The organism is Pseudomonas pichavaramensis (assembly GCF_050473265.1).
Lineage (GTDB): Bacteria > Pseudomonadota > Gammaproteobacteria > Pseudomonadales > Pseudomonadaceae > Aquipseudomonas.
The window spans coordinates 17,288-38,914 of sequence record NZ_JBJKFJ010000004.1 but is presented as its reverse complement, the minus strand read 5'-3'; the positions used below and the strand labels follow the sequence as shown (position 1 = coordinate 38,914).

21 protein-coding genes are annotated in these 21,627 nt (G+C 62.7%); 12 read left to right on the top strand and 9 right to left on the bottom strand.

Going from position 1 to position 21,627, the window contains the following annotated elements:
* Window positions 1-60: 60 nt before the first annotated feature.
* The 4 genes from ACJRW5_RS07825 (at window position 61) to ACJRW5_RS07810 (ending at window position 4,625) form a co-directional block, all read left to right on the top strand.
* Complete coding sequence (locus tag ACJRW5_RS07825) at window positions 61-498, top strand: MarR family winged helix-turn-helix transcriptional regulator (RefSeq protein WP_484569970.1); 438 nt, start codon at window positions 61-63, stop codon at window positions 496-498.
* A 142-nt stretch (window positions 499-640) separates the two neighbouring features.
* Complete coding sequence (locus ACJRW5_RS07820) at window positions 641-1,165, top strand: RNA polymerase sigma factor (protein WP_484569969.1); 525 nt, start codon at window positions 641-643, stop codon at window positions 1,163-1,165.
* Window positions 1,162-2,121, top strand: a complete 960-nt coding sequence (locus tag ACJRW5_RS07815) for a FecR domain-containing protein (protein ID WP_484569968.1) — start codon at window positions 1,162-1,164, stop codon at window positions 2,119-2,121. Before ACJRW5_RS07820 ends, ACJRW5_RS07815 begins: the two co-directional genes overlap by 4 nt.
* An 80-nt stretch (window positions 2,122-2,201) precedes the next feature.
* Window positions 2,202-4,625, top strand: a complete 2,424-nt coding sequence (locus ACJRW5_RS07810) for a TonB-dependent siderophore receptor (RefSeq protein ID WP_484569967.1) — start codon at window positions 2,202-2,204, stop codon at window positions 4,623-4,625.
* Window positions 4,626-4,679: 54 nt separating this feature from the next.
* Here the strand turns inward: ACJRW5_RS07810 and ACJRW5_RS07805 are convergent, their stop codons facing one another.
* The gene (locus tag ACJRW5_RS07805) at window positions 4,680-5,327 is read right to left on the bottom strand and encodes a hypothetical protein (RefSeq protein ID WP_484569966.1); all 648 of its coding nucleotides are present in this window, start codon (window positions 5,325-5,327) and stop codon (window positions 4,680-4,682) included.
* A gap of 143 nt (window positions 5,328-5,470) precedes the next feature.
* Here ACJRW5_RS07805 and ACJRW5_RS07800 point away from each other — a divergent pair, with 143 nt between their 5' ends.
* Together ACJRW5_RS07800 and ACJRW5_RS07795 are read left to right on the top strand one after the other, a co-directional pair.
* On the top strand, window positions 5,471-6,082 hold the full coding sequence (locus ACJRW5_RS07800; protein WP_484569965.1) for a LysE family translocator: 612 nt from the start codon (window positions 5,471-5,473) through the stop codon (window positions 6,080-6,082).
* Window positions 6,082-7,272: a benzoate/H(+) symporter BenE family transporter gene (locus tag ACJRW5_RS07795; protein ID WP_484569964.1), complete on the top strand. Its 1,191-nt coding sequence runs from the start codon at window positions 6,082-6,084 to the stop codon at window positions 7,270-7,272. Before ACJRW5_RS07800 ends, ACJRW5_RS07795 begins: the two co-directional genes overlap by 1 nt.
* A gap of 87 nt (window positions 7,273-7,359) precedes the next feature.
* Here the strand turns inward: ACJRW5_RS07795 and ACJRW5_RS07790 are convergent, their stop codons facing one another.
* From ACJRW5_RS07790 to ACJRW5_RS07770, 5 genes are all read right to left on the bottom strand, one after another.
* Window positions 7,360-8,256: a bile acid:sodium symporter family protein gene (locus tag ACJRW5_RS07790; protein ID WP_484569963.1), complete on the bottom strand. Its 897-nt coding sequence runs from the start codon at window positions 8,254-8,256 to the stop codon at window positions 7,360-7,362.
* Between the two features lie 96 nt (window positions 8,257-8,352).
* Window positions 8,353-9,114, bottom strand: a complete 762-nt coding sequence (locus ACJRW5_RS07785; RefSeq protein ID WP_484569962.1) for an SDR family oxidoreductase — start codon at window positions 9,112-9,114, stop codon at window positions 8,353-8,355.
* A 175-nt stretch (window positions 9,115-9,289) separates the two neighbouring features.
* Window positions 9,290-9,991 (bottom strand): orotidine-5'-phosphate decarboxylase, encoded by a 702-nt coding sequence (pyrF, locus tag ACJRW5_RS07780; RefSeq protein WP_484569961.1) that lies wholly within the window; start codon window positions 9,989-9,991, stop codon window positions 9,290-9,292.
* A 344-nt stretch (window positions 9,992-10,335) separates the two neighbouring features.
* Window positions 10,336-11,253, bottom strand: coding sequence for a response regulator (locus ACJRW5_RS07775; protein ID WP_484570258.1), 918 nt, complete (start codon window positions 11,251-11,253; stop codon window positions 10,336-10,338).
* Window positions 11,250-12,554, bottom strand: a complete 1,305-nt coding sequence (locus ACJRW5_RS07770) for a sensor histidine kinase (protein WP_484569960.1) — start codon at window positions 12,552-12,554, stop codon at window positions 11,250-11,252. The genes ACJRW5_RS07775 and ACJRW5_RS07770 overlap by 4 nt, the downstream gene beginning before the upstream one ends.
* A gap of 234 nt (window positions 12,555-12,788) precedes the next feature.
* On the opposite strand from ACJRW5_RS07770, the gene ACJRW5_RS07765 reads away from it, so the two are divergent.
* The 4 genes from ACJRW5_RS07765 to ACJRW5_RS07750 all read left to right on the top strand — a co-directional run bounded on the left by ACJRW5_RS07765 (window position 12,789) and on the right by ACJRW5_RS07750 (window position 16,001).
* The gene (locus ACJRW5_RS07765) at window positions 12,789-14,183 is read left to right on the top strand and encodes an ethanolamine ammonia-lyase subunit EutB (RefSeq protein ID WP_484569959.1); all 1,395 of its coding nucleotides are present in this window, start codon (window positions 12,789-12,791) and stop codon (window positions 14,181-14,183) included.
* Window positions 14,183-14,947 carry an ethanolamine ammonia-lyase subunit EutC gene (eutC, locus tag ACJRW5_RS07760; protein ID WP_484569958.1) on the top strand — a complete coding sequence of 255 codons (765 nt, stop codon included), beginning with the start codon at window positions 14,183-14,185 and terminating at the stop codon, window positions 14,945-14,947. The genes ACJRW5_RS07765 and eutC overlap by 1 nt, the downstream gene beginning before the upstream one ends.
* 54 nt (window positions 14,948-15,001) lie before the next feature.
* Complete coding sequence (locus tag ACJRW5_RS07755) at window positions 15,002-15,169, top strand: DUF2897 family protein (RefSeq protein WP_484569957.1); 168 nt, start codon at window positions 15,002-15,004, stop codon at window positions 15,167-15,169.
* Window positions 15,170-15,242: 73 nt separating this feature from the next.
* On the top strand, window positions 15,243-16,001 hold the full coding sequence (locus ACJRW5_RS07750) for a lysostaphin resistance A-like protein (RefSeq protein WP_484569956.1): 759 nt from the start codon (window positions 15,243-15,245) through the stop codon (window positions 15,999-16,001).
* Here ACJRW5_RS07750 and ACJRW5_RS07745 read toward each other — a convergent pair.
* The 3 genes from ACJRW5_RS07745 to ACJRW5_RS07735 all read right to left on the bottom strand — a co-directional run bounded on the left by ACJRW5_RS07745 (window position 15,952) and on the right by ACJRW5_RS07735 (window position 18,653).
* Window positions 15,952-16,770 (bottom strand): substrate-binding periplasmic protein, encoded by an 819-nt coding sequence (locus ACJRW5_RS07745; RefSeq protein ID WP_484569955.1) that lies wholly within the window; start codon window positions 16,768-16,770, stop codon window positions 15,952-15,954. The two genes, ACJRW5_RS07750 and ACJRW5_RS07745, sit on opposite strands and share 50 nt — an antisense overlap.
* A gap of 76 nt (window positions 16,771-16,846) precedes the next feature.
* On the bottom strand, window positions 16,847-17,632 hold the full coding sequence (locus ACJRW5_RS07740; protein WP_484569954.1) for a substrate-binding periplasmic protein: 786 nt from the start codon (window positions 17,630-17,632) through the stop codon (window positions 16,847-16,849).
* 397 nt (window positions 17,633-18,029) lie between these two features.
* Window positions 18,030-18,653, bottom strand: coding sequence for a TetR/AcrR family transcriptional regulator (locus tag ACJRW5_RS07735; protein ID WP_484570257.1), 624 nt, complete (start codon window positions 18,651-18,653; stop codon window positions 18,030-18,032).
* A gap of 220 nt (window positions 18,654-18,873) precedes the next feature.
* Here ACJRW5_RS07735 and ACJRW5_RS07730 point away from each other — a divergent pair, with 220 nt between their 5' ends.
* Window positions 18,874-20,661, top strand: a complete 1,788-nt coding sequence (locus tag ACJRW5_RS07730; RefSeq protein WP_484569953.1) for an acyclic terpene utilization AtuA family protein — start codon at window positions 18,874-18,876, stop codon at window positions 20,659-20,661.
* A 94-nt stretch (window positions 20,662-20,755) separates the two neighbouring features.
* The gene (locus ACJRW5_RS07725) at window positions 20,756-21,625 is read left to right on the top strand and encodes an SDR family oxidoreductase (RefSeq protein ID WP_484569952.1); all 870 of its coding nucleotides are present in this window, start codon (window positions 20,756-20,758) and stop codon (window positions 21,623-21,625) included.
* Window positions 21,626-21,627: the final 2 nt, after the last annotated feature.

The window sequence follows — 21,627 nt, the reverse complement described above, 5'->3', positions numbered from 1 at the left end:
CGGATTATTTAAGTCAAACTGCTTGACCGAAACTACGCCGACGCCCAGGGATACGTCAATATGCCTGACCTAAAAAATCCAGCCATTCAGCAGGCCGCCATGCAAGCCTTCTTCTTTGGCTATCAGGCCTTTACTGCCAAACCCGACGAAATGCTCGCCAAGCGCGGCCTGTCGCGGGTGCATCACCGCATCCTGTTCTTTATCGCCAAGTACCCGGGGCTGAGCATGAAGGAGCTGCTGGGCTATCTGGGCGTGAGCAAGCAGGCACTTAACACGCCGCTGCGCCAGCTGATGGAAATGCACCTGGTGCAGAGCGAAACCGCCGCCGACGACAAGCGCAAACGCCTGCTCGGCTTCACCACCGAAGGCGCCAAACTGGAACAGGCCCTGCGCCGCGAACAGGTGCGCCTGCTCCAGCGGGTGTTCGCCGAGGTTGGTGAAGAGGCCGTACAGGGTTGGCTACAGGTCAACCATGCACTGGCCAGCGGACGCAATTAAGCCTGCACTCGGCCAGGGGCTCGTGTGCAACGCACTGGCCCTTTGCAACCATCCATCGCCCATCCGGCGCAGCGATTGCACCACAGGTGTCATCTTTGTCATCATATGCGAATCATTATCACCTTAACTTAGATCTCGCGAGGTGCGCGTGTCGGTTCAGGATTCCAGCAATCAGCAATTGGTCGGCCTGCTCTACCGTGAGCATCGCGACTGGCTGTTCGGCTGGCTGCGGAAAAACCTGAATTGCACCCAGCGCGCCGAAGATCTGAGTCAGGACACCTTCGTCCGACTGCTCGGCCGCAGCGACCTGAACGCGCCGCGTGAACCCAGAGCCCTGCTCACCACCATCGCCAAAGGCCTGCTGGTCGACCAGTTTCGTCGTAGCGCTCTGGAGCGCGCCTATCTGGAAGAACTGGCACGGGCGCCTGAGACCGTGCAGCCCAGCCCGGAAGAGCAGACCCTGGCCTTGGAGCAACTGGCCGAGATCGACCGCTTGCTCGGGCAGCTGTCGAGCAAGGCTCGAGCGGCTTTCCTCTATAACCGCCTGGATGGTCTCGGCCACGCCGAGATTGCCGAACGTCTCGGCGTGTCAGCCTCACGTGTACGCCAGTACCTCGCCCAGGGCCTGCGCCAGTGCTATGTCGCGCTTTATGGGGCACCGCAGTGAGCCAGGTTTCTGCTCGCGCTCTGGACGAAGCCATTGCCTGGCAGTTGTGCCTGGATTCAGGTAACGCCAGCGAACAGCAGCGCCGCGAATTCGCCACGTGGCTGACCGCCCATCCCGAACACGACCTGGTGTGGCGCCGGTTGGGCGGTATCGATCAGCAACTTTCTGCCGCCAATGCGCCCATGGCAAGACGTGCTCTGCTGCAGAGCAGCGTCAATCGGCGGCGCAGCTTGCGTCGTATCGGCGGCACCAGCCTCAGCCTGCTGCTGGCCGCCGGGGTTGCGCTTGGCCTGCTGGCTCAACAACGTCCGCTTGGCGACTACCTGGCCGACTACCACACAGCCAGTGGCGAACAGCGCAATCTGCTGCTGGCTGATCGCAGCCAGATTCGCCTCAACAGCCGCAGCGCGCTGGACGTGGAATTCGACACAGAAGAACGCCGCCTGCGTCTGCGCAGTGGTGAAGTCCTGATTCAGACAGCCAAGGGCGATACACGCCCGTTCATCGTCGAGACTGATCAGGGCCGCATGCGCGCACTCGGCACCCGTTTCCTGGTACGCCGCGAAGGCGCGACTACCGAGCTGATCGTCCTGCAATCAGCGGTAGCCGCCAAACCGCAGGCGGCGGCTGAGGAGCGCATCGTCCACAGTGGTGAGCGAGTCCGCATGGACAGTCAACATCTGAGCGACAGCGCCCCTGCACCTATCGGGGCCGATGCCTGGAGTCGAGGCATGCTGGTAGCGGACAACCTGCCCCTGCAGCGTCTGATCGACCAGCTCGGCGAATACCGCAGTGGTTATCTGAGCCTGGACCCGAGCCTTGCGCAGCAGCGCATCAGCGGCAGCTTCCCGCTGCACGACAGCGACAAGGCGCTGGCAGCCCTGGCCCTGAGCCTGCCCGTACGCACCGAGCAAATCGGGCCCTGGTGGACCCGCGTGGTGCCAGCGGAAAAATAATTTGCGGCGCCCCTGTCACTTTTTCTTTCTGCTTCGGCAAAAGGGCATTGAGATACATTAACTCTTAGGAGAGGTTCGCAATGTCCTTCCGCCCTGCCCCGTTTCGTCACACGCTGCTGGCCCTGACAGTGGCTTTCGCCGGTCATATTGGCCTGACCCATGCCGAAGCCTACCAGTTGCCTGCCGGCCCATTGGCCCCCACGCTCAACCAGATCGCCAGCCAGGCTGGCGTGACCCTGAGCATCGACCCGGCCCTGACCGAGGGCAAGCTCTCGGCACCGGTCAACGGTGACTACGAAGCCATCGAAGCGCTCAATCAGGCACTGCGTGGTACCGGCCTGCAGTTGCAGGGAAACGGCGGAGCCTACAGCTTGGCGCCCGCAGCAGAAGCGGCGATGGCATTGCCAGACGTGACCGTAACTGCCAGTGAGCAAGCCGCCGAAACAGCCTGGGGCCCGACCCGTGGCTATCTGGCCAACCGCACAGCGACCGGCACCAAGACCGACACACCGCTGCTGGAAACCCCACGTTCGATCTCCGTCGCCACTCGCGCGCAGATGCAGGACCGCAAGGTGCAGAACCTCGATGACGCCGTACGCTACATGCCCGGCGTCACCGCCAGTAGCTTTGGCAGCGACAGCCGCGCCGACTGGATGAAGATCCGCGGCTTCGAACCGATCCAGATGCTCGACGGCCTGCCACTGCCCAAGGGCAGCTACACCATGCCCAAGCTGGAGACCTGGAACCTGGAGCGCGTCGCCGTACTCCGAGGGCCAGCCTCCTCGGTGTACGGCCAGACGCCGCCCGGCGGCCTGGTGGATGCTGTCAGCCGCCGCCCGCAGGCTGAGAGCAGCCATGAGGTGCAGGTGCAGATCGGCAACTACAACCACAAACAGATCAGCTTCGACAGCACCGGCAAGATCGATGACGATGGCGTTTTTCTCTACCGTTTCAGCGGCACCGGCCGTGATAGCGGCACCGCCATTGAGCATATCGACGACCAGCGCTTCAACCTCGCGCCGAGCCTGACCTGGAACATCGCCGACGAGACCAAGCTGACCTTCCTCGGTCAATTCAATCGCGACGATACCGGTGCCACCAGCCAGTTCCTGCCTCTGCAGGGCACCAAGATAAGTACGCCGGCTGGCAAGGTCGACTACCACAAGAACCTTGGCGACCCTGACTGGGAGTTCTACGACAAGACCTACTACGCCCTGGGCTATGCTTTTGAGCACCGCCTCAACGAAATGTGGCAATTTCGCCAAAACCTGCGCTACACCAAGAGCGATCTAGAGTTCCAGACCATCACGGCAGGTGGCATGTACTGGCCGGCGGCGCCAGACACCTCGGTGTCTCCGGACGGTACCGTACGACGTGGCGCCAACGTCGTGGATGAAGACATCAGCCAGTTCGCGGTGGATAACAACTTTCAGGCTGATTTCAAAACTGGCGCAATAGACCACATTTTGTTGCTGGGCCTCGATTATCAGCGCGTTAACACCAACTATCGCTGGCTGTATGGCGAAGCGCCGACTAGCAACATCATCACGCCGATCTACGGCCAAGACTTCAGCGGCGTGAATTATGGTGCCTCGCAGGATTACAACCAGAAACGCCGCAGCATCGGTCTTTACATCCAAGACCAGTTGGCGCTGGATGCCTGGCGCCTGACCCTCGGTGGCCGTTGGGACAAACAACGTACCAAGTCAGAGTTCTACAACTGGAATGCAGAGGACGACCGTCGTGATAGCGCATTCAGTGGCAACGCTGCCCTGAGCTACGTATTCGAATCCGGGTTCACTCCCTACATTTCCTACGCCGAGTCCTTCCAGTCAGAAGCAGGCGGTCAATTCCAGACAGGCGAAACCTTCCGCCCGAGCCGAGGCAAACAGTACGAAGCTGGTATCAAGTATCAACCGCCCGGTAGCGATCTGCTGCTCAGCGCGGCTATTTATGACCTGACGCGCCAGAACATGACAATCACGCGCAACAACGTGACCGAGGCGGTGGGCGAAGTCGAGGTACGTGGCCTGGAGCTGGAGGCTACCGGCAACGTCACCGAGAACCTCCAGCTCACGGCTTCGTACACCTATGCCAATAGCAAGATGATCGAGGTCGCCGATCCGCTGGATCAGAACCGTCCCCTGCCACTGATGCCCGAGCACCAAGCCTCCGTGTGGGCAGACTACGACTGGAGTGTGGGTCCGTTTGCCGGCTTTGGTATTGGTTTCGGCGCTCGCTTCGTTGGCTCAACAGACAGCATTAGCGTGGGCAGTATTCCTTCGGTCCCAGACAAGTCATACGGCCACAGCAGCGCTTACACCATCTACGACGCAGCCGTGCGCTACGACCTCGGCCAGCTCGATGCCAGCCTGCGTGGCGCCAGCGTGTCGCTCAACGCCAATAACCTGTTCGACAAGGAATACCTGGCCACCTGCGACGGCTTCTACTGCTACGCCGGCGACCCACGCCGGGTGACCGCAAGCCTCGACTACAAGTGGTAACAGGCTGAAAACCAAGAGCCGCCCATTGGGCGGCTCTTGTCGTTTATCGCTCCGTCAACGCGAGGCTCCCTGCAACTCGGCGGCGCCCCTGAAGAACACCAGCACCAGCGCTACTCCGGCGCCAAGCAGCGGTAGCAGCGCGACCAACATCAGTATCACGCTGGCCAGCAATACCCCGCCGACGATATTGAGCCAGGCCATCACCTTCAGCGCCGGATAGGGCAATGGCAACTTCAGCAACCTTACTCCCAGCCAGGTCGTGCAACTGCCCAGCATAACCAGCAACAGCACATAGCCAATGGTTGGCCAGTCCAGCGCGCCAAACAGCTGCTCACCGAAGAAGCTGTCCGCCAGCTCCAACAGCAGCGTCACAACCAACACGCTCCAGATCGGCGCACCAAGACGCCTGGCCGCGAAGCGTGCTTCGACGAACGTCTTGAAGCGCAGCAGCAGGTAGCAGCCGAGCAACGTCAGCACCAGGCTCAGCCAGCCGGTAAAGGTCTGCAGCCGATCTGCCTCATGCGGCTCCAACCATGCTGCGGCAAACGTCAGCGCTACCAGCAATGTATTGACCAACACGGAAACCAACGCCAGCCAACCAAGCAGACGTAACTGGCGAACGCTCCAACCCGGCAATGACGGCGGTCCGGCAGAATCGAGCAGTTCCGCCTGCGGCGCACTGTAGGGGTTGTCCGGCTGCATGGGCCTGTCGTCCTTCCATTGAAAACCGCAGGCTAACCACCCTGGCAGTGCTTGACCAGACTGTACGGTTCAACCCAGCCGTGGCTGTATCGCGACTTCATATCGGTAGCGCAATAGGCTTTGCCAGTCACCGGAGAACGACCATGTCCACCGAACTGCTGCTTGCCTTTATCGCCTTTGCCTTCGTCACCTCGGTGACGCCTGGCCCCAACAACATGATGCTGCTCGCCTCCGGGGTGAACTTCGGCGTGCGTCGCAGCATTCCGCACATGCTTGGCATCAGCCTGGGGTTCATGTTTCTTGTCGCCGCCGTGGGCCTCGGCCTTGGCCAGGTATTCCAACGCCTGCCGATATTGCACGATGTGCTGCGCTACGTCGGCGCCATGTACCTGCTCTACCTGGCCTGGAAGATCGCCCAGTCCGGCGCGCCGCAAAGCCGTGAGAATCCCGAGGCCAAGCCGTTCACCTTCATCCAGGCGGCCGCCTTTCAGTGGGTCAATCCCAAGGCGTGGATCATGGCCATCGGCGCCATTACCACCTATACACCACAGGACGGTTTTGTCAGCAACGTACTGCTGATCGCAGCGCTGTTCGCGCTGGTCAACGGCCCGAGCGTAGGCTTGTGGACCGTCGCTGGCAGCATGCTGCGCAAGTGGCTGGACAACCCACGCGCACTACGCGCATTCAACATCGGCATGGCGCTGCTGCTGGTCGCCTCGCTCTATCCCATCATCGTCGACACTGGAATGTTCTGATGCAAGACGCTGCCCCTACCCGCCTGCGCCCCCTGGCGGACACCTCCACCTCGGCTGTGGTCGCTGGCTTCATCGCCATGCTCACGGGCTATACCAGCTCCCTGGTGCTGATGTTCCAGGCCGGCCAGGCTGCCGGCCTCAGCAACGGACAGATTTCTTCGTGGATCTGGTCCCTGTCGATCGGCATGGCGTTGTGCTGCATCGTCCTTTCGCTGCGCTACCGCGCGCCGGTGATGATCGCCTGGTCCACCCCCGGCGCGGCACTGCTGATCACCAGCCTGCCGCAGGTGTCCTACGGCGAAGCGATTGGCGCCTACATCCTTGCCTCGGGGCTGATCGTGTTGATTGGCCTGACCGGCACCTTCGACCGCCTGATGCGCCGTATCCCGGCCTCCATCGCTGCTGCCCTGCTGGCCGGTGTGCTGTTCAAGATCGGCCTGGAAATCTGCGTGGCCGCCGAGCAGCAGCCGATTCTGGTGGTTGCCATGCTCCTGGCCTACCTGCTCGGCAAACGTCTGTGGCCGCGCTACGCGGTGCTCGCCGCGCTGATCGTCGGCAGCGTGCTGGCTGGCGTCTTCGGTCTGCTGGACTTCTCCGGTTTCGAGCTGCAACTGGCCACACCGCAATGGACCACACCGAGCTTCTCGCTGGCAGCAGCGATCAGCATCGGCATTCCGCTGTTCATCGTCGCCATGGCCTCGCAAAACCTGCCAGGCATGGCCGTGCTGCGCGCCAATGGTTACGACGTGCCGGCCTCACCGCTGCTGACCAGCACCGGCCTGGTATCGATCCTGATGGCGCCGTTCGGCAGCCACGGCATTCACATGGCGGCCATCAGCGCGGCGATTTGCGCCGGCCCCGAGGCACACGAAGACCCGCGCAAGCGCTATACGGCAGCGGTATGGTGCGGGGTGTTCTACGGTATCGCCGGTGTCTTCGGCGCCACCCTGGCTGCGCTGTTTGCGGCACTGCCGGCAGCCCTGATCCTGTCCATCGCGGCGCTGGCCCTGTTCGCCTCGATCATCGGCGGCCTGACCCAGGCCATGAGCGAGCCGAACGAACGTGAAGCAGCGCTGATCACCTTCCTGGTCACTGCCTCGGGCATGACCCTGGCTGGCGTCGGCTCGGCATTCTGGGGCATCGTCGCCGGCCTGCTGACCCTGGCCGTGCTGAACTGGGGCAAGCGCTAACTCCGATGCAATCCGGGCTACGAGCGGTAGGGTGCGCCGTGCGCACCACTGGATAACAGCGTGTTCAAGCGGTGCGCACGGCGTGCCCTACTGTTCAGCCACCGTTTGGTGAGCCAGTTCGGTGCCGTGCACACGGTTGACCCACAAACCGAACAGCGCCGCCGTGACGAACATGATCAGGCTGTAGATGGCGGCCGGAATGGCCATGGTCGGGTTGTTCAACAATGCCGGGCTGAGGGCCAGCGCGATAGCCAGGGTGCCGTTGTGAATGCCGATTTCCATGGCAATGGCGATGGCCTGGCGCAGATTGAGTTTGAGCAGCCGTGGCACGCAGTACCCCACCGCCATGCTCAGCAGGTTGAAGGCCAGCGCCGCCCCGCCGACTGAAGGCGCGTAATCGACGAACGTACGCCAGTCCTTGGCCACCGCCAGCAGGATGATCAGCAGCAGAAACAGCGCCGAGATGATCTTCACCGGTTTCTGCATGCGCTCGGCGAACGCCGGAAAACGGCTGCGCAACCACATGCCGATGGCCACCGGCCCCAGGACGATGACGAACACCTGCACGACTTTGGCGAACTGCAGCGGAATGGCCTGATCCGCGGACATGAAGTACGCCAGCGACAGATTGACGATCAGCGGCATGGTCAGAATCGCGACGACCGAGTTGACCGCAGTCAGCGTGATATTCAGCGCCACGTCACCGTGAGCCAGGTGGCTGTAGAGGTTGGCGGTGGTCCCACCGGGAGACGCCGCCAATAGCATCAGACCGACGGCCAGTGCCGGCGCCAACCCGAACGCCTTGGCCAGGAAGAAACACGCCAGCGGCAACAGCAACAGCTGACAGGCCAGGCCGATCAGCACCGGTTTGGGGAATTTGGCCACGCGGGCGAAGTCGGCCAGGCTCAGTGACAGGCCAAGCCCGAGCATGATGATGCCCAGCGCAGCGGGGAGGAAAAGGGTCAGCAAGGGATCGGCGGTCATTATTGTTATCGCTCCTGTTCAACCTCGCAGGATTCTGCGCAGTCAGGACCACTGCTGACAGTGGCCCTGCGTGCCAACCTTCGCGCGTCTGAGCGATCAGATCGCCGTAGCGCCGCCATCCACGGCCAGGGCCTGGCCGGTGGTGAACGCAGCATGATCGCTGCACAGATACAGTACGGCGGCGGCGATCTCCTCGACCTTACCGATGCGCCCGACCGGGTGCATGGCCGCGGCAAACTCGGCCTTGCGCGGGTCAGCCTCGTAGGCGCGGCGGAACATGTCGGTATCGATCACCGCCGGGCATACCGCATTCACACGGACCTTCTTCTTCGCATACTCCACCGCGGCGGATTTGCTCAGGCCGATCACCGCGTGCTTGGAAGCAGCATAGATGCTCATCTTCGGCGCGGCACCAAGGCCCGCCACCGATGCGGTATTGACGATGGCACCGCCGCCCTGAGCCAGCATCAGCGGAATCTGGTGCTTCATGCACAACCATACGCCCTTGACGTTGACGCCCATGATCGCGTCGAACTCGGCCTCGGTGCCGTCGGCCAGCTTGCCCTGCTCGATCTCGATGCCGGCGTTGTTGAAGGCGTAGTCCAAGCGGCCATACTGGCTCAAGGTCGCGGTCATCAGCGCCTTGACCTCGGCCTCACGCGTCACGTCGCAGGGTACGAAACAGGCATCACCGCCGGCCGCGCGAATCAGCTCGACGGTGCCCTCACCGCCCGCCACGTCGACGTCGGAAACCACCACCTTGAGACCTTCGGCAGCAAATGCCAGGGCGGTGGCGCGGCCAATGCCGGCCGCACCGCCAGTGACCACGACTACCTGGCCAGAGAACGTCATGCTCATGTCTGCTTCCTCGCAACGATTCTTGTTGAATTGGCGAGGAGTCTAGCCAGCAAGCCAAACGACGAGCAGCACTATCAGGCGCTGGAGTGACGGATCATGCAGGGCGCTGATGGCGAGCCCACCAGCGCGCTGCCGCGATCAGCGGGTAGCCCGGATGAAATCCGCGCTACCCGGCTCAGGCGCGAAGTTCGGCAACCACGGCGGCCAGCGCCTGCGCCGGGTCGGCGGCCTGGCTGATTGGGCGACCGATCACCAGATAGTCGGCGCCGGCATCCAGCGCCTGGCGCGGGGTGAGGATGCGCTTCTGATCATCGGCATTGCTGCCGGCCGGACGGATGCCCGGCGTTACCAGTTGCAGACCCGGCTGCGCCACCTTCAGCGCCTGTGCTTCCTGCGCCGAGCAGACCAGCCCGTCGAGCCCGGCCTCGGCGGCCAGACCGGCCAGGCGCAGCACCTGCTCCTGCGGCGGCACATTCAAGCCAATACCAGCCAGGTCCTGCTGCTCCATGCTGGTCAGTACCGTCACACCGATCAGCAGCGGCTTGTCGCCAGCCAGCTTGTCCAGTTCGTTGCGGCAGGCCGCCATCATGCGCAGGCCACCGGAGCAGTGCACGTTGACCATCCACACGCCCATCTCGGCAGCGGCCTTGACCGCCATCGCAGTGGTGTTGGGAATGTCGTGGAATTTCAGATCGAGGAACAGCTCGAAGCCCTTGGCCTGCAGGGCCTCGACCACTTGCGGGCCGCTGCGGGTGAACAGTTCCTTGCCAACCTTGACCCGGCACAGCGCCGGATCGAGCTGATCGGCCAGCGCCAGGGCGGCGTCACGGCTGGGAAAGTCGAGGGCGACGATGATCGGAGTTTCGCAGGCGGGCATGGGCAAGTCTCGGACAGATGAAAAACGCCGCGCATTGTAGCGCAAAGCATCCTCGCACTGGTCGCGGCTGAAACCCTGCCATCAGCAGCCCGTAGCCCGGATGTAATCCGGGGCAACCTTGCACAGCGTCCCAGGTTGTACCCGAGCTAAGGAAGACCGCGTAGCTGGCGGTGCGCACGGCGCACCCTATGCACCAATGCCGTAGCCCGGATGCAATCCGGGGCCTTGGCTTCGGCACAAAGGCATCGCGGCTGAAGCGGAATGCCGCCCAGCCGCTCCTACAGATAGCCACAGCCTCGTAGGAGCGGCTTCAGCCGCGAAAACGCTTAAGGGCAGCCAGCCGATCAGGCAATCAGACGCTCACGCAGACGGCCGAGCATGCCCATCAAACTGCCCACCTTCTCCTGCTCGCGCTCGTCACGCGGGGCCTCGGCCAGACGGCTGACCACCTGCTGCGGCTGCGCGCGCCAGATCAGCGCCTGCTCGGCGGCGGCCTTGAGCCCTTTCTCGAACAAGCCACGGCGAATCGGCTTGGGCAGATAGCGGAAGATCTGCGCCTCATTGACCAGACGCAGCAGCGCCTGTGTGTCCTGAAATGGCGTAACCACCAGGCTCAGCAAACGCGGGTGAGCCTGCGCCAGGGTCTTGAGCAGCGGTGCGGTCTCTTCGCCGGCCAGCTTGAGGTCGCTGACCAGAATATCCACGCTTTCGTTGTTCAGGTGCAGCATCGCCTCGGCCAGGTTGCGTGCACGCAGCAGCCGGTGACCGCCGGCAACACAGAACTCACCGACTACGCCAAGCGTGTCCGGATCGTCATCCAGCAGCAGCAGTGAAAGCGGCGCACTCAGGGCTTCGTGCGGGGCGCTATGCAGAGGCTGTGCCTGACGCACGGCCAGTTCAGCGGCCTGGCGCAGGGTGAAGGCCATTTCCTGCTGATCCCAGGGTTTGGTCAGGTAACGGAAGATGCCGCCATTGTTGAGTGCCTCCACGGCCGCATCCAGATCGGAATAGCCGGTCAGCAGGATACGCAGCGTATTCGGGGCAATGTCGCGCGCCTCGGCAAGTAGCTGCGCGCCACTCATCTGCGGCATGCGCTGATCACTCACCAGCACATGAACGGGCTCTTCACGCAGGCGCTGCAAGGCGCGCAACGGATCGCTCTCGGTCAGCACCTCGTAGTGACGACGAAATTGCAGCGCCAGGCTGCGCAGAATGCGTTCTTCGTCGTCGACGAACAGAATACGAACGGGTGCGGACATCAGGCGCTCCTTTTCATGGCGACAGCAGCAGGCAGTGGCAGGCTGATCAAAAAGCGCGTGCCACGCCCCGGTTCCGAGACGACGCGAATCTGGCCGCCGTGGTCCTGGATGATCTTGTAGCTGATGGACAGACCCAGGCCGGTGCCCTGGCCGACCGGTTTGGTGGTGAAGAACGGGTCGAAGATCTTCGCCAGAACATCGGCCGGCATGCCGCTGCCGTTGTCCTGCAGGGAAACGTGAACACCCTGCTCGTCCGCCCAGCTGCGGATCTGAATGCGACCTGCGCCCTCGATGGCCTGCGCCGCGTTGGTCAACAGATTGAGCAGGACCTGATTGATCTGCGACGGCGCACAGGCGATGCGGGGTAGTTCGCCAAGTTGCTGCACCACCTGAGCCTTGTCCTTGATGTGGTTGCGGGCGATCAGCAGCGCACTGCGGATGCAGTCGTTGAGGTCTACCTCTTCGCTCATGGCGCGGTCCAGGCGGGCGAAGTCCTTCAACCCGACCACCAGTTCAGCGATCTGCTCCAGGCCGTAGAGCGTATCGCCATAGAGTTGCTGCAGATCCTCGGCGAGCAGCTCCGGGGCGGCTTGCTGACGCGCCTGCTCGGCAGCCTGCAAGGCCTCGCCAAGCGTCGCCTCGTCACAGGCCGGATCGCTCAGGCACTGTCCCAGACGCGCTTGTGCAGCGGCCAGCTCGAACAGCGGATCGCTGAGTTCGCGCATCAGTTGCACGTTGTTCTTCACATAGCCCAGCGGCGTGTTCAACTCGTGAGCGACGCCCGCCACCATCTGCCCCAGAGACGCCATCTTCTCCGACTGCAGCAGCTGCGCCTGCGACTCTTTGAGATCCACCAGCGCCTGGCGCAGCACGCGATTGCGCTGAGCGACACGCGCCTCCATGGCCTTGAGCAGATCGAGCACCGTACCCAGACCGCAGTAGCGGCCCCCGTCATCGACGATGATGAAGTCCTCGGTAATCGGGTACTGCAGCTGCGCCGTGACCTGCTTGGCCGCGTCCTCGAGGCTGGCGCCGAGCCTGACCACCAGCGGCGCAGGATTCATCACCTCGCCAACCGGATGACGGCCACGCAGGTCACGCCCGAAGCGTTGCATGAAGATGTCCTGCAAGGTGGCGCGGCTGACCAGTCCCAATGGCAAGCCCTGATCATCGATCACCGGCAGGGAAAGAAAGGCACGATGCTCGGCCGCCAGAAACAGGTCGGCCACTTCGTTGATACTCATCGATGCAGCGAGTGGTTCGACCGCTCGCATAAGCGATTGCAGCGCTCTGGCTTGGGTCACGAACAGCCTCCCCCTGCTATCTGAAAGTCGCCATTCAAACAGCGGCAAGTTGCCATCTTGTGACAGACCTCACGATCAGCGCGCGCCAGCCTGGTGCAGCTAAGCTGCATATGCACTCTTTCAATCCAACGGCAGCACTGACACCTCGCGGCACGCCACCAATACTGCCCATGCGGGCCGCTGGCATGAGCACTGCACGGCCAGCACATCGTTCTTTGCAACCGGGTCGCACTCATGCCCTACCACACCACCATCGGCAGCCAGGTCTACCATTTCGCCGACCTCAAGACGTTGCTGGCCAAGGCCAGCCCGGCGCGCTCGGGCGATTACCTGGCGGGCCTGGCCGCAGCCACCTATGAAGAACGCATGGCGGCCAAGCTGGCCCTGGCGGACGTACCGCTGAAACGCTTTCTCGAAGAGGCGCTGATTCCCTACGAGCAGGACGAAGTCACCCGGCTGATCATCGACCGCCATGATGCGACCGCCTTCGCGGCGATCAGCCACCTCACGGTAGGCGACCTGCGTGACTGGCTGCTGCTGGAACGCACCGACAGCGAGCGTCTGGCGGCGGTGGCCACCGGGCTGACGCCGGAGATGGTCGCCGCCGTTAGCAAGCTGATGCGCAATCAGGACCTGATCCTGGTAGCGCGCAAGTGCCAGGTGGTCACACGGTTTCGCAACACCATCGGCTTGCCGGGTCATCTGGCCGTGCGTCTGCAACCCAATCACCCCACCGACGACGTGCGCGGCATCGCCGCCAGCATGCTCGACGGTCTGCTCTACGGCTCCGGCGACGCCACGGTTGGCATCAATCCCGCCAGCGACTCGCTGCCAACGCTGATGCGCCTGTGGCAGATGATGGACGAAGTGCGCCAGCACTTCGAAATTCCCATGCAAAGCTGCGTGCTGACCCACGTCACCACGCAGATCCAGGCCATCGAGGCTGGCGCGCCGATCGACCTGGTGTTCCAGTCCATCGCCGGCACCGAGGCCACCAACGCCGGCTTCGGTGTATCGCTTTCGATCCTGCGTGAAGCGCACGAGGCCGCGCTGTCTCTGGGTCGCGGCACCCTGGGCGACAACGTCATGTACTTCGAAACCGGCCAGGGCAGCGCACTCTCGGCCGGCGGCCACCACGGCGTCGATCAGCAGACCTGCGAAGCCCGCGCCTATGCCGTGGCCCGCGAGTTCCGCCCGCTGCTGGTCAATACCGTGGTCGGTTTCATCGGTCCGGAATACCTCTACGACGGCAAGCAGATCATCCGCGCCGGTCTCGAGGATCACTTCTGCGCCAAGCTGCTTGGCGTGCCGATGGGCTGCGACGTGTGCTACACCAACCACGCCGAAGCCGATCAGGATGACATGGACAGCCTGCTCACCCTGCTCGGTGCAGCGGGTATCAACTTCATCATGGGCATTCCCGGCGCCGACGACATCATGCTCAACTACCAGAGCACCTCGTTCCATGATGCGCTCTACCTGCGCAGCGTGCTGGGCCTAAAACGCGCCCCGGAATTCGATGCCTGGCTGGCGCGCATGGCCATTACCGAACCGGGCGGCCGCCTGCGCGAAATCGGTCGCGGCCACCACCTGCTCAAGCAACTGCCGCATATCTCGGGAGCCGCGTGATGGCCGATGATCTGATTCAGCACAATCCCTGGGACGAACTGCGCGCGCATACCTCGGCGCGTATCGCCCTCGGTCGCGTCGGCTGCAGCCTGCCGACCAGCGAGGTCCTGAAGTTTGGTCTGGCGCATGCCCAGGCGCGTGACGCGGTGCATCGCCCGCTGGACTTCGGCGAGCTCAAGCATCAGTTGCACAGCGCCGGCTTTCGTACCCTGAAGGTGCGCAGCAACGCCGAGGACCGACAGACCTACCTGTTGCGTCCGGATCATGGCCGTCACCTGCATGCTGACTGTCACCTGCAACTGCAGCATGAATTACCAGCACCGGAACTGGCCGTCGTTCTGGCCGACGGCTTGTCGGCGATCGCCGTACAGCGCCATGCCCTGCCCTTGCTCATGGCGTTTCGCGAACGTTTCGAGACCGACTGGGCCAATACTCCGGTGGTACTCGCCGAACAAGGTCGGGTTGCCGTCGGCGACGGTATCGGTGAAGTCCTGCGCGCACGCCTGGTCATCGTCATGATCGGTGAACGCCCGGGGCTGACTTCGCCGGACAGCCTCGGCCTGTACCTGACCTACGCACCGCGCGTTGGCTGCGCGGACAGCGCACGCAACTGCATCTCCAACGTGCGCCCCGAGGGCCTGCCCTACGAGCTGGCCGCACACAAGCTCGACTACCTGGCACGCCAGGCATTGCGTCTGCAGTTGAGCGGCGTAAAGCTCAAAGACGACAGTAACCTGCAACCCATACAGGAACTGCCCGCCTGACAACCTGCTCGTGAGCGCGTATGGTGAAGGACCGTCCTGCGAGAGGAATCACTCATGCCCTGGTACGCCTGGCTCATCTTGGTTCTCGCCATAGGCTCCATTCTCGGTAGCCTGCTCATGCTCCGCGACACCGCGAAGAAGCTGCCGCTGACCGAGGAGCAGCTCAAGCGCATTCACGAACGCAACGCCGAACAGGACGCCAAGGACAGCCGCGAGCGCTGAGCGAGCATCACCTTCCCCCTGAAACGAACCAAGACCGCCTGTTAGACTGCGCCTCTGCCCAAGAGGAGGCGCCATGCCCCTGCACCTGCGTATGCTGTTTCCGGCCTTTACCCTGGCGACGGGCTTCGCACTGGGTTTCATCCAGCCAACGGGACTGTTGCTGGGCAGCGCCTTCGCCGCGTTACTGCTGGTCTGCGATCGCTATCTGCCGAACTGGCTGTGGTTGATGTTGACGCTGCTGGGAGGCATTGCCCTTGCTGCGCACCTGTTACCAGGCTTCAACCCCTGGCAGCTGTGGAAGCCGCGCCGGCTGAGCGTCGATGCCGCGCCCTATGCGCTACGCCTGTCGTGGGACAAGCTGCTGCTGGGTACGACCCTGCTGGCCTGGTGGCTGGCACAGGCGCCGAGGCCGGCCATCTCGCACAGGCGCGCCGGGCTGACCTGTGTGGTCACGCTGTTGAGCGTTCCCCTGATGGCGATTGCGCTGGGCCTGGTCGCCTGGCAACCGAAATGGCCGGAAGGTCTGCTGTTATGGCTGGCCGTAAACCTGGGTGTTGCGGTGATGGCCGAGGAGCTGTTGTTTCGCGGCGTATTGCAGCCAGCCCTGATCAAGCGCTTGGGTGTGTGGCCTGGAGTGCTGCTGACTGCCAGTCTGTTCGGTGCCGCCCACTTGCCCTTCAGCGCACTGTTCGCCCTGCTGGCAACCGTCGCAGGTCTGGGCTACGGCCTGGTGTTTTTATACAGCGGTCGTCTGAGCCTGGCGATCGCCTTGCACGCCGCCGTCAATCTCCTGCACGTACTGCTGCTGAGCTACCCGCTACGTCTGACATGACGGCGATACGATAAGGCGAGAAGATTCGCTCCAGTTCACCCTTGCCCCGCAGCCGTTCGAGAAGCTCGGCAAAACGCTCCGCGGTGATAGGAGCCCCCGAGCGGATCATAGCGTGATGCCGGTAGACCTGATCGATGCGCTCTGAAATCAGCAGATTACGGGCATGCTCGCGGTTGCGCTTGATAAAGTCATAGAGGTTCGAGCGAGTGACCAGCGCAATGTCGGCGCGCCCCCGCAGGACCATCAACAGGTTGCTGTCGTGAGAATGGCCGAGGTTGGCATTGAAGGTTCGGGTAAGAAACTCTGGATCACTGTTGAAGTCGGCAAACCCGTAGTGATAGCCGCGATACAGCGCCAGGCGCTTGCCGCGCAGTTGTTCGAAATAGGCCTGGCTGCGCAGTGCTTCGTCCCGCGCGACGAACAGCTCGGCATCCTCCAGCCCCATATCGACCGCCTCGGCATCGATGCCTTGCCAGCCCCACTGAGGATTCTCGAAGATCGCCATATCGATGCGCCCGCGCTGAAGATCGCTGAAACGGCGCACGATGGCCGTGGGCAACATGGTGAAGTGGTAATCGCCCTGCTCCCGATTGAGAGCCTCGAGCAGTTGCGGCAGCAGCCCGCTCTGCTCCTGCAGACTGGATTTGACCACATAGGGAGGGAAATACGCGCCGCCGACCTTGACGATCTCAGCAGCGGAGAGCGGGCCGACGAACAGTAGCGAAACGGCACACAGCCATCCCTGAATCCAGCGCCACGAATGCCGCATGTCGACTCCCCAAAAATTCCTTCTTCTAGTGTGCTGCCAGCCTAACGCAGTCTCTCCTGACCGACCAGATGGTTTTTCAGTCGACCGCAACTTTGCTGCCTATTGTCAGACGATAGCGTCGAAGTAGCGTGGATAATTCGCCGTTGGCTTGCAGCTTTTCCAGTAGATCAGCCACCTGGGCTGGGCTCAGCGCCCCATCGGGGCGCAGCAGAACCTGGTGGTGGTAAAGCTGATCGAAGCGCTCGGAAACCAGCAGTTCGGGCAGCAGTTCCGGATGGCGATCGAGGAATATCTGCAGATATGACCAGGTCACCACGGCCACATCGACACGCCGCGCCCGCAGCATTCGCAGGTTGCTGTTGTGGGAATAGGTCATCAGCGCATCGAAGTTGCGCCCCAGGTATTCCGGGTCCGCATTGAACTCCGCGAAGCCGTAGTGATAGCCGCTATACAGCGCCAGTCGCTTGCCCTTGAGGTCATCGAAATACGCCTGTCCCCTCCCCGGTTCAGCGGCAGCGACATAGACCTCGGCGTCGTCGATATCGAGATCCAGGGTCAGATGCGGCGTGTTCTGCCAGCCCCAACGACTGGATTCGAAGAAGATCAGGTCGAAGCGCCCACTCTGCAGATCCCGGTAACGACGCGTGGCCGAGGTCGGCACCAAGACGAATCGGTACTGTTGCTGGAGCGCATTCAGCGCGCGTAACAGGTCAGGCACCAGCCCCTGCGGATGCGGCTTATCAGGTTTGTCCAGATAGGGAGGGAAGTGATAGCCACCGACACGCACCTCCTGCGCCGCAACGGCCAACGGCACATTGAGCAGGGTGATGCATGACACCAGGCAAAGAAGTAGCGCGCGCAAACTCGACCTCTCGTCACGGAATGCAATGCGGCAAGCGCCTCAAGATCGCTCCTGATTAGTAACGAGCTTCAACCGGGCTAATCGAGCACCGTTGGAATAGCCCTGTAGCCCGGATGAAATCCGGGTCGGTTTGCTATGTTGCTCAATCTTTCCCGGATTTCATCCGGGCTACCCGCTTGGCTGAGCATCGTTGCTAATCAGAAGACCGCTTGGTCGTTAACGCCAGTCAGTTGAACCTCAACGTCCCGAATGTTCAGGAGCCGAGCCCTGCGGCAAACGCGAGCGACACGGACTTCAAGAACCTGCCCCTGAACGGGCTACCACGAAATTGCGGTTTGAGCGCTCTGCCTGGTTGGCGTTTAGAGTAGTGGTCTGTTTCTATCCTAGTTCAATATGCTCAGGGTTCCTTGCAAACCAGTGACAGTGCCTCTTCGGCCAACTGATCCAGGGTCATCGGCCCATGCGAACGAAACCAGGTATTGGTCCAGCTTAGAGCGCCGGTCAGGAAACGCCGCTGGATGAACGGGTCACCATTGAAGTAGCCAGCATCACGCGCCTCGCCCAGCACTGTCAGCCAGATCTGCTCGTAGGTATCACGCAGAGCCAGCACTTGCGCCTGCCCAGCGTCTGACAATGAGCGCCATTCGTAAACCAGCACCGCCATCGCTTCGCCGGTGCCACCCATGATCGACTGCAGTTCACAACGGATCAACGCCAGCAAACGCTCGCGAGTGCCTTGCGCTTCGGCCAACGCCGCACGCATCAAAGCGGTGTTATAGATGATGGTCTCTTCCATCACCGAGCGCAGAATCTCGTCCTTGCTCTTGAAGTGATGGAAGATGCTGCCCGACTGGATACCAATGGCCGACGCCAGATCACGTACCGTGGTGCGCTCATAACCCTTGCTGCGGAACAGGTGGGCCGCCATCTGCAGCAGCTTGCCGCGGGCACTGTCCGGATCGGTCACCTGGCCAGTGTCGACCAGCTCCTGCATCACGGCCTGAGCCTTGTGTTCTTCCACGCTGACTTCTCCCCTCATTGCCCTGCTCGGCAGTTGTTCTGATCAATTCTTGATGCAGCCGGCAAGTGCTTGTCTTACTTGATGAAATGTATGCGCCCGCCACCGACCAAGCAAGCGCTTGGCCGTACTTTTGGCCAGTTTGCCCTCCCTTCCCGCTTTTCAACCAAGCGCTTGCTTGGTAATGTCGAGCCATCTTTTCAATGTGTCACGGGCCACTCCAATGTCTAAAACCGTACGCATCGGCTGCGCCTCCGCATTCTGGGGCGACACCTCCACCGCTGCCGCGCAACTGGTGCGCGGGGCCGAACTGGATTACCTGGTATTTGACTACCTGGCCGAGATCACCATGTCGATCATGGCCGGTGCCCGTATGAAGAAGCCTGACGATGGCTACGCCCGTGACTTTGTCGAAGTGCTCACGCCTCTGCTCAGTGAGTTGGCGACCAAGCAGATCCGCGTCATCAGCAACGCCGGCGGGGTCAACCCGATGGCCTGCGCCGCTGCTCTCAGCGCTGTCTGCGAGCAAGCCGGAGTGAAGCTGAAAATCGCCGTGCTGCACGGCGATAACCTGCAGCCCAAGCTCGGCGAGCTGGTCAAGGCTGGCACCCGCGAAATGTTCAGCGGCGCCGCATTGCCGCCCTTCTGCGTCTCGGTCAACGCCTACCTGGGTGCTCCCGGCATCGTCGCCGCGCTGGCACAGGGCGCCGACATCGTCATCACCGGCCGCGTGGTCGACAGCGCCGTGGTCAGCGCCGCCCTGGTGCACGAATTCGGCTGGGCCTGGGACGACTACGACAAACTGGCCCAGGCCGCCCTGGCCGGGCACATCATCGAATGCGGCGCGCAGTGCACCGGCGGCAACTTCACCGACTGGCGCGATGTGCCGGACTACGAGCACATCGGCTTTCCCATCGTCATCGTTGAGGACGATGGCCGCTTCGTCGTGACCAAGCCGGAGTGTTCCGGCGGCCTGGTCACGCCTTTTACCGTCGGCGAGCAGATGCTCTACGAGATTGGCGACCCGCGCGCCTATCTGCTGCCAGACGTGATCTGCGACTTCACCCAGGTCGAGCTGAGCCAGGTCGGCGACAACCGCGTGCAACTCCAGGGCGCACGCGGCCTGCCGCCGACCGACCAGTATAAGGTCAGCGCTACACACCCGGACGGTTTCCGCTGCACCGCCAGTTTCCTGCTAGCCGGCATCGATGCCGTGGCCAAGGCCGAACGCGTCGCCCAGGCGATCATCAACAAGACCGAAGAGCTGTTCGCCGAACGTGGCTGGGGGCCTTACCAGGAAGTCAGCATCGAGCTGCTCGGTAGCGAGGCCACCTACGGCGCCCATGCGCAGCACAAGTACAGCCGCGAGGTGGTGGTGAAAGTCGCCGCTCGTCACGCCAAGAAGGAAGCGCTGGTGCTCTTCTCCCGTGAGATCGCTCAGGCCGCCACCGGTATGGCACCGGGTCTGACGGGTATCGTCGGTGGCCGCCCCACTGTCTACCCGGTGATCCGCCTGTTCAGCTTCCTGGTGGACAAGAGTGCCTGCGCCCTGAGCGTCGAGATCGGTGGCGAACGCCAAGCGGTCGCCCTGCCGCAGGTCGATACCTTCGACCCGAATCAGCTCCGCGCTCCAGCCGCCCTGCCGGTGCCGATGGGCGAAGCCGAGGCTGCCGTGCCGCTGATCCACCTGGCCGTGGCCCGTTCTGGCGACAAGGGTAACCACAGCAACATCGGCGTCATGGCGAGAAAACCCGAATACCTGGCCTGGATCGCCGCTGCGCTGACCCCCGAAGCCGTGGCCAACTGGATGGCGCATACCCTGGACGCCGAGCAGGGCCGGGTCAGCCGCTGGTACCTGCCGGGCAGCCACAGCCTCAACTTCCTGCTGGAGAACGCGCTGGGCGGTGGCGGCGTCGCCAGCCTGCGCATCGACCCGCAGGGCAAGGCTTTCGCCCAGCAGCTGCTGGAGTTTCCGGTGCCGGTGCCAAGAGCGCTGGCCGACAGCCTGTAGGAGCGGGCTTGCCCGCGATCATCGACAACGCAAAAGCATCGCCAGCAAGCTGGCTCCTACATAAACCGATGCAGGTGCAACAAGGAAAACAACAATGGCATACGACTCGGTATTCAAACCCGGCCTGTTCGCAGGCCAGACCATTCTCGTCACCGGCGGCGGCAGCGGCATCGGCCGCTGCGTGGCCCACGAGCTGGCCCATCTCGGCGCCCATCTGGTGCTGGTCGGGCGCAAGCAGGACAAGCTGGAAACGACCTGCGGCGAGATCATCGAAGATGGCGGCAGCGCCAGTTGGCAAGTCTGCGACATCCGCGACGAGGATGCGGTGAAGGCCATGGTCAGCACGGTAGTCGCGGAGCACGGGCGTATCCATCAGTTGGTGAACAATGCCGGCGGCCAATTCCCCGCGCCGCTGATCGGCATCAACCAGAAAGGCCTCGAGACCGTGGTGCGCACCAACCTGGTGGGCGGTTTCCTGGTGGCCAAGGAAGTCTTCCTGCAGAGCATGAGCAAGCATGGCGGCGCCATCGTCAACATGCTCGCCGACATGTGGGGCGGCATGCCCGGTATGGGCCATTCGGGCGCAGCACGGGCCGGTATGGACAACTTCACCAAGACCGCCGCCTACGAGTGGGGTCATGCCGGTGTGCGGGTCAATGCCGTGGCGCCCGGCTGGATCGCCTCCAGCGGCATGGACACCTACCCCGAGTCGATGAAAAACATGATCCGCAACCTCAAGGATCACGTGCCGCTGCAGCGCATCGGCAGCGAGTCCGAGGTGGCTGCGGCCATCGTCTTTCTGCTCAGCCCCGGCGCCAACTTCATCAGCGGCAACACCATCCGCATCGACGGCGCCGCCAGCCAGGGCACCCGTGCCTGGACGCTAGGCAAGGCGAAAAACAGCGAGCCCTACAACGGTTTCCATCGGGCCTATGTACCCGACGTACTGAAAGATCAGGAGTAAGG

Coding starts and splice junctions, on each gene's coding strand:
- ACJRW5_RS07825 (WP_484569970.1), top strand. CDS start 61: ATGCCTGACCTAAAAAATCCAGCCATTCAGCAGGCCGCCATGCAAGCC.
- ACJRW5_RS07810 (WP_484569967.1), top strand. CDS start 2,202: ATGTCCTTCCGCCCTGCCCCGTTTCGTCACACGCTGCTGGCCCTGACA.
- ACJRW5_RS07805 (WP_484569966.1), bottom strand. CDS start 5,327: ATGCAGCCGGACAACCCCTACAGTGCGCCGCAGGCGGAACTGCTCGAT.
- ACJRW5_RS07800 (WP_484569965.1), top strand. CDS start 5,471: ATGTCCACCGAACTGCTGCTTGCCTTTATCGCCTTTGCCTTCGTCACC.
- ACJRW5_RS07795 (WP_484569964.1), top strand. CDS start 6,082: ATGCAAGACGCTGCCCCTACCCGCCTGCGCCCCCTGGCGGACACCTCC.
- ACJRW5_RS07790 (WP_484569963.1), bottom strand. CDS start 8,256: ATGACCGCCGATCCCTTGCTGACCCTTTTCCTCCCCGCTGCGCTGGGC.
- ACJRW5_RS07785 (WP_484569962.1), bottom strand. CDS start 9,114: ATGAGCATGACGTTCTCTGGCCAGGTAGTCGTGGTCACTGGCGGTGCG.
- pyrF (WP_484569961.1), bottom strand. CDS start 9,991: ATGCCCGCCTGCGAAACTCCGATCATCGTCGCCCTCGACTTTCCCAGC.
- ACJRW5_RS07765 (WP_484569959.1), top strand. CDS start 12,789: ATGCCCTACCACACCACCATCGGCAGCCAGGTCTACCATTTCGCCGAC.
- eutC (WP_484569958.1), top strand. CDS start 14,183: ATGGCCGATGATCTGATTCAGCACAATCCCTGGGACGAACTGCGCGCG.
- ACJRW5_RS07755 (WP_484569957.1), top strand. CDS start 15,002: ATGCCCTGGTACGCCTGGCTCATCTTGGTTCTCGCCATAGGCTCCATT.
- ACJRW5_RS07750 (WP_484569956.1), top strand. CDS start 15,243: ATGCCCCTGCACCTGCGTATGCTGTTTCCGGCCTTTACCCTGGCGACG.
- ACJRW5_RS07745 (WP_484569955.1), bottom strand. CDS start 16,770: ATGCGGCATTCGTGGCGCTGGATTCAGGGATGGCTGTGTGCCGTTTCG.
- ACJRW5_RS07730 (WP_484569953.1), top strand. CDS start 18,874: ATGTCTAAAACCGTACGCATCGGCTGCGCCTCCGCATTCTGGGGCGAC.
- ACJRW5_RS07725 (WP_484569952.1), top strand. CDS start 20,756: ATGGCATACGACTCGGTATTCAAACCCGGCCTGTTCGCAGGCCAGACC.